General features: G+C 37.5%; 6 protein-coding genes and 1 pseudogene. 6 read left to right on the top strand and 1 reads right to left on the bottom strand.

Going from position 1 to position 7,075, the window contains the following annotated elements; translation table 11 throughout:
• Nucleotides 1-100 precede the first annotated feature (100 nt).
• The 6 genes and pseudogenes from ACIR131C_RS21360 to ACIR131C_RS0100480 all read left to right on the top strand — a co-directional run.
• Nucleotides 101-739: pseudogene (locus ACIR131C_RS21360) on the top strand (MFS transporter); the annotation flags it as partial.
• Nucleotides 740-903: 164 nt separating this feature from the next.
• A complete protein-coding gene (locus ACIR131C_RS21355) occupies nt 904-1,695 on the top strand; it encodes a hypothetical protein (RefSeq protein WP_051347430.1) in 792 nt (263 codons plus the stop codon).
• A gap of 164 nt (nt 1,696-1,859) precedes the next feature.
• Nucleotides 1,860-2,579, top strand: coding sequence for a PspA/IM30 family protein (locus ACIR131C_RS0100495; protein WP_028088664.1), 720 nt, complete (start codon nt 1,860-1,862; stop codon nt 2,577-2,579).
• Between the two features lie 263 nt (nt 2,580-2,842).
• Complete coding sequence (locus tag ACIR131C_RS0100490; RefSeq protein WP_028088663.1) at nt 2,843-3,643, top strand: PspA/IM30 family protein; 801 nt, start codon at nt 2,843-2,845, stop codon at nt 3,641-3,643.
• A gap of 237 nt (nt 3,644-3,880) precedes the next feature.
• The gene (locus ACIR131C_RS0100485) at nt 3,881-4,216 is read left to right on the top strand and encodes a thioredoxin family protein (protein WP_028088662.1); all 336 of its coding nucleotides are present in this window, start codon (nt 3,881-3,883) and stop codon (nt 4,214-4,216) included.
• An 87-nt stretch (nt 4,217-4,303) separates the two neighbouring features.
• A complete protein-coding gene (locus ACIR131C_RS0100480) occupies nt 4,304-5,509 on the top strand; it encodes an LL-diaminopimelate aminotransferase (protein WP_028088661.1) in 1,206 nt (401 codons plus the stop codon).
• 318 nt (nt 5,510-5,827) lie between these two features.
• Here ACIR131C_RS0100480 and nadC read toward each other — a convergent pair whose 3' ends face one another.
• On the bottom strand, nt 5,828-6,691 hold the full coding sequence (nadC, locus tag ACIR131C_RS0100475; protein WP_028088660.1) for a carboxylating nicotinate-nucleotide diphosphorylase: 864 nt from the start codon (nt 6,689-6,691) through the stop codon (nt 5,828-5,830).
• Nucleotides 6,692-7,075 lie beyond the last annotated feature (384 nt).

The raw sequence follows: 7,075 nt of genomic DNA, 5'->3' as shown, positions 1-7,075 counted from the left end.
GATTGTGATGAATATACTCAACTATGTTGCTCATAATCTCAGGGTAGATGCACGATTTTACCTGGTTATACCATAATTTGATTCTTTTTCGGAGATGTCTAATAATATCCCTTTTTTAAAAATTATTCGCTCTTATGTTAGTCAATCCAAAATAGTAATTATTCTAGCATTCATTTTGCTTTACAGATTTGGTGAAGCAATGTTAATCAAAATCGCTTCCTTATTTTTAATAGATAAACCAGAACTTGGAGGTTTAGGTTTATCTACCCAAGAATTTGGTTTAGTCTATGGTACATTTGGTGTTATTTCCCTAATTGTGGGAGGAATTTTAGGAGGTTTTTTAATTGCTAAATTTGGCTTAAAAAAATGTCTATTTCCTATGGCTTTAGCATTAAACTTGCCTGATATTTTCTATGTATATATGGCTTATTATAAACCACCACTAAAATTAATTTATCCTCTAGTTTCCCTCGAACAATTTGGCTATGGTGTAGGATTTACAGCCTTCACAGTCTATTTAATGTATATTTCTCAAGGAGAATATAAAACTTCTCATTTTGCCATATCTACTGGATTAATGGCTTTAGGTTTGATGATACCCGGAGCAATTAGTGGTGCAATTCAACAAACATTAGGATATCCATTATTCTTTCTATTAGTCTGTTTGTTAACTATTCCAGGAATGATAACTATATTTTTTATTCCTTTAGCTTTAGAATCAGAAAATAAAGGTTCTTGAATAGAAGATATACAAAACCTCAACAAAAAAATCTCATCCTTCCCCCCTTCCCAAATAGACAAAAAAGGTGTATTATTAACTATATTTCATAATAAAATTTTTAGTATAATGTTATCTTTAAAGGTAAAATAATTTAACTATCCACCCTCACACCCTCTTAAACAATGAATCAAAATTGCCTTGTAGATTCCGCAAAATCCCCTTCAACACCAGTATTAAATCCAACTTTATATACAGCATTAGCTAGTTTAGAAGTTCAATTAGATCAAGAATTAACAAGATACAAAATTACTCGTAATCTTACTAATTCAAAAATATCATTAACTGTAGAAAATTGCACCATACCTGAAGAAAAAGCCATCTGTAACGATACTCAAATATTAATAGTTAATCATTACCAGGAGCTTGTTAACCAGGAAATAGAGAACGACCCAACTCCCACAAACTTGGAAAAATCTAGTAGTATAGTTAACACCAAAATTCAATCTCCCCAACATCAAATCGTTCTTCCCACTCCTATTCCCAAACAACCAGATAATTACTTAGAATCTAGTCAAGCACTATTGCGGAGTTTAATGGTACAAGAACCACAACACCCCAAAACTTTCACAACCAGCAGTTTCCGTAACTTTGTGTTATCCCCTTTAAGAATTGGTTCAATGCTGTCGGTATTATTGACAACCCTGACCTTCGGTTATCTAGTCCTAAACTCCAAAAATTTGCCTTTGAATTTTAGCAACTTATTTAACAGTAATTCGCCAGATACCACGAAAAATACTGAATTAATAGACCATAATTCCCAATCTACTACTAAACCAAAAACCACACTTATACCCAAGTATCCTAATTTAGCGACTCAGGAATTTCGACAACTCAGAGATACCAAAGACATAGTAGATTTAACGCCAAAAGTCAAACCAACCCCGGAAATTACCAGCAACAATTCCCAAAATTAAGATACTATAGAAAGTGTGGCCTTGCTGATAGCAATCTTTGCGTCTTGGCAGGAAACATAATTTATATCGCCATATATCGCCATTGTCCAGCATAATCCTGAAATTTGTCGCATTTCCACAAAAACCAGTCTCATAGTCCTGTAAATGGTCAAGGGGAAACCAATATGGAAGTTATCAAGCGTATTCTGAGGCTAATTCGTGCTGATTTTAATAGTCTAGTCAGTAAAGCCGAAGATCCAGAAAAAATTCTGGAAAAAACTTTCATGGAAATGCAAGATAATTTGGTACAATTACGTCAGGGTGTAGCTCAAGCGATCGCCACACAAAAGCGCACAGAACGCCAAGCAGCCGCAGCGGAATCCCAAAGCGAAGAATGGTATCGTCGCGCTCAATTATCCCTCCAGCAGGGTAATGAATCTCTAGCAAGGGAAGCCCTCACCAAATGTAAATTCTACCAAGAAACTGCCACAACTTTAATCGGCCAAATTAATCAGCAAAAAGATGTAGTAGCCAAGTTGAAGCGGGATATGCAGACTCTAGAATTACAATTGGCTGAGGTAAAAACCAAAAAAGATATGTATATCGCTCGCGCACGTTCCGCTGAAGCCTCCTATCGTCTTCAAGAAATGCTGAGTGGAGTTTCTCATCAATCTAGTTTAAGCGCATTTGAAAGAATAGAGGAAAAGATACTAAATATAGAAGCAAAATCAGAGATTATTAATCAATTGAGTGGTGATGATTTGGAAAAAAAAATTGCATCTTTAAATTCTCATAATCATATTGATACAGAACTAGCAGCCATGAAAAATTATATTCTCAATCAAGGAGAAAATCCGCAGCCAGATCATAATTTACCCAATTTACCCAAAACACCCGAACCATAAGTTAGACAGGTTAATATAGCCGTATATACTTGAATCAGGTACGAAAATTAGGAAAACCGATATAGAGCAAACTTTATTTTACTCCTTTCCTTCTCTTCTTTCTCCTGACTTCTGCCTCCTGAATTTTTCTCTGTATGATAGGTTCATGATTCAGAATAGAAAAAAAGATCCAAACTGGAAATATGACATTGGTGTAAGTAGCTATTAACAAAAAAGCTAACTATTTAACCAAAAACCCAAACCTTGTAAGGAAAGATAAATTTATGGGATTATTTGATCGTCTTAAACGAGTTGTTGGTGCTAATCTCAATGATTTAGTCAGTAAAGCCGAAGATCCAGAAAAAATGCTGGAACAAGCCCTCTTAGAAATGCAAGAGGACATGGTGAAATTGCGTCAAGGGGTAGCTCAAGCCATAGCAGCCCAAAAACGTACAGAGAAACAGTACAATGAAGCTGTAAATGAAGTCAATAAATGGCAGCGCAACGCTCAATTGGCTCTACAAAAAGGTGATGAAGACCTAGCTCGTCAAGCCTTAGAGCGCAAAAAAACATATAACGATACCAGTGTAGCTTTAAAAACTAGTCTAGATCAGCAGAACATTCAGGTGGAAGGTCTGAAAAAGAATTTAATTCAGTTAGAGAGTAAAATTTCCGAGGCCAAAACCAAGAAAGAAATGCTCAAAGCCCGAATTACCGCAGCTAAAGCCCAAGAACAATTGGGAAATATGGTGAGCGGAATGAGTACCAGCAGCGCCATGGCCGCTTTTGAACGCATGGAAGAAAAAGTATTACTCCAAGAATCTCGCGCTCAGTCTACCGCAGAATTGATAGGTTCAGATTTAGAAAGCCAATTTGCAAAATTGGAGTCTGGTAGTGATATTGATAATGAATTAGCGGCTTTAAAAGCATCTTTGAACGAGTCTAACGCATCTTTGAACCCATCTCTAGCACCAGCACCCGAAATAAAACGACTAAACCCAGAACAACCAACTAGTACAGCTAAAACGACTCAACCCGTTGACGCTGAATTAGAAGAACTTAAAAGACAATTAGATAAACTCTAGTTCTTGCAGATAATTTAATTCAGTTAATCCCACATATTTGTGGGATTTTACTTCATTTTTCCCAATGATGATGATAGATTACCAGATAAAAAGCTGATATGGTAAGCATTTTATAACTGCAAATCCTTCGACCGAGTAAAGCCTAAGTCCAAAACAGGATAACAACTAACTCTCAAATTGGGATAAAGTATTTTGTAAATGAACTTGATTAACTAATGCTACTTTATGGAGACTATCATGGGCAATAGTGTAATAAATATTACTGATGCTGAGTTTGAGCAAGAAGTTTTAAAATCCGAGCAGCCTGTATTAGTCTATTTTTGGGCTTCCTGGTGTGGTCCTTGTCAGTTAATGTCACCATTGATTAATTTAGCCGCAAAAACTTATAGCGATCGCCTAAAAATTGTTAAAATAGAAGCTGACCCTAATCCAGTGGCTGTCAAGCAATATAATGTAGAAGGTCTTCCCGCTCTCAGGTTAATGAAAGGAAAAGAAGTATTAGAATCTACGGAAGGAGTAATTGCTAAAGATAAATTACTCAGTCTTTTAGATAACCATTTACAGAGTAATTAGTGGTCAGTTAGTGATCAAAACTCTAAAGTTTCTGATCACATACTCATAACTAATGACCAGTAACTAATAATTTTAATAATTATTAAAATGCAATTTGCAACCAGGTTACAACCCTTAAAATCTAACGTATTTGCGGACATGGACACAGCCAAGACCATGGCTTTGGCTGCGGGAAGAGAATTAATTGATTTGTCTTTAGGATCTTCAGATCTACCTACCCAGAATCATATCCTAGAAGCGATCGCTCAATCTCTCCATGATCCTAGCACCCATGGTTATTTATTGTTTCGTGGTACTCAAAATTTTCGTCAAGCCGCAGCCCAATGGTATGAACAGAAATTCGGTATCCCAGTTAACCCAGAAACTGAAGTTTTACCCCTAATTGGTTCTCAAGAAGGAACAGCCCATTTACCCTTAGCCATACTTAATCCCGGCGATTTTGCTCTATTATTAGATCCTGGTTATCCTTCCCATGCTGGTGGGGTATACTTGGCTAATGGTCAGATTTATCCCATGGCATTAAAACCAGAAAATAATTTTTTACCAGTTTTTAGTGATATTCCCGTCACTGTCTTAGCTCAGTCACGGTTGATGGTTTTAAGCTATCCTCATAATCCTACCAGTGCGATCGCCCCTTTATCCTTTTTTCAAGAAGCTGTAGCCTTTTGTCAACACCATAATATTGTTTTGGTTCACGATTTCCCCTATGTAGATTTAGTTTTCACAGAAGAAACCCAAAATCCAAAATCCAAAATCCAAAATCTAAAATCTCCAGTCCCCTCAATTTTACAAGCTGACCCAGAAAAAAGCGTCTCTATTGAATTTTTTACCTTGTCTAAGTCTTATAATATGGGAGGTTTCCGCATTGGTTATGCAATTGGGAATCCAGAATTAATTCAAGCCCTGAAACAAATCAAAGCCACCATTGATTTTAACCAATATTTGGGAATTTTGAACGGAGCGATCGCAGCCTTGACCGGACCGCAAGATGGTGTAAAATCAGCCTTAGCTATTTTCCGTCAACGCCGTGACACATTCATCAAAGCCTTACACAGTATAGGCTGGAACGTTCCCACACCGGAAGCTACGATGTACATTTGGGCAAAATTACCTCCACAATGGAGTCATAATTCAAGAGAATTTTGCACCGAATTAGTCAAAAAAACAGGTGTAGCAGCTTCTCCAGGTATCGGTTTTGGTAAATCTGGTGAAGGATACGTTCGCTTCGCATTAGTGCAAGAACCAGAAATTCTAGCAACCGCTGTAGAGAGAATTTCTAAGTTTATGAATTAAAACACGAAATTGTGCAAATTCAAAATCGCAACTTTGCGCCTTCGCGTCTTTGCACGAAACATAACTCACACTGTTATTATATTAACCCATAATTTGTCAAATACTCCCCATTAAAGCCGCATTTAAAACGTATAACAATAAAAAATTTTCATCTTGTGGGGTGGGCTTCTAGCCCGCCCGCGAAACAAAAACCTTGGTTCGTTTACCAGCAAAATCGCTGTAATCTACACAAAAACCGTTTAAAAATAAAAAATTTTCATCTTGTGGGGTGGGCTTCTAGCCCGCCCAAATCTATAGTATAGATACTATTTTAGCCGATTAAACCATTCTCATACTTAGATCCAACCATTTAGACTGAGTAATAGGCGCACTAGTAGAAATATAATCAACACCAGTTTCCGCCACAGCGCGAATAGTCTCTAAATTAACATTTCCCGAAGCCTCAATTTTCACCCGACTATCTTCCTGACGAATCAGCGACACAGCTTGACTCATCATTTCTAAAGGCATATTATCCAACATAATAATATCTGCCTTATATTCTAACGCTTCCTGGACCTGTGCCAAAGTTTCCGTTTCCACCTCAATTGTCAGAGGATAGGGAATGTGAGAACGAACACGGGTAATAGCCTCCCCAATTCCCCCAGCCGCTACAATATGATTATCCTTAATCATCACTGCATCATCCAAACCCATCCGGTGATTTATAGCACCACCTAAAGCAGTCGCGTACTTTTCCAAAATTCTCAACCCTGGTGTAGTTTTGCGCGTATCCACCAATTGAGCAGGTAAATCAGCTATTTTCTCCACATATACGTTAGTTAAACTCGCAATTCCACTTAATCGCATTGTCAAATTCAAAGCCACCCTTTCCCCCATTAACAGAGCATCTAAGGGACCATCAATTTCCGCTATTACCTGTCCTGGTTCACATTTTGCCCCCTCAGCGGTAATATTTACAAAATTGACCTGATGATTCAAAAGCTGAAACACCCTGGCTGCAACCGGTAAACCAGCAATTATTCCCGGTGCTTTCGCTATCCACTTCGCTTCTTTCTCGGTGGGATTTTGGGATAATAGAGATTGAGTAGTACGATCACCTCTACCAATATCTTCCAGCAACCAACCTTGCAACAATTGATCCAGCACCAAAAACGGTGGTAGTACAGCCAAACTCTTCATATCATCCCTAATTCCTATATCCACTCAACACTATCAGCAATTGAGTTGATTAACCCCTTCCATAATAATTACCCAAAAAAATCCCCATCAACTCAGCCAAATCAAAAACACAACTGCATAAAGCAAGAATCCAGAAAATTTTAACGACTGCAATCCTTACCACACAAGGATTGTAGAGAAAGTGAAAAAATTTTTTCCAAAAAGATGGAAAAAGTAGTTGACAAACCCAAATAGATTAGATATATTGAATAAGTGCCGAACAGCGAAGCCAAGAGAGGCAACGCCGAACAGCGCACCGAACCTTGAAAATATTATAGTTTAAAAGCCAGAATACGACAAGTACCCTGCGTCAGAAAAGAAATAACCTGACCGTGGTTGTAAAAA

The organism is Dolichospermum circinale AWQC131C (genome assembly GCF_000426905.1).
Classification (GTDB): Bacteria; Cyanobacteriota; Cyanobacteriia; order Cyanobacteriales; family Nostocaceae; genus Dolichospermum; species Dolichospermum circinale.
The sequence above is the reverse complement of the archived record's forward strand: the minus strand, read 5'-3'. Positions and strand labels throughout refer to the sequence as shown.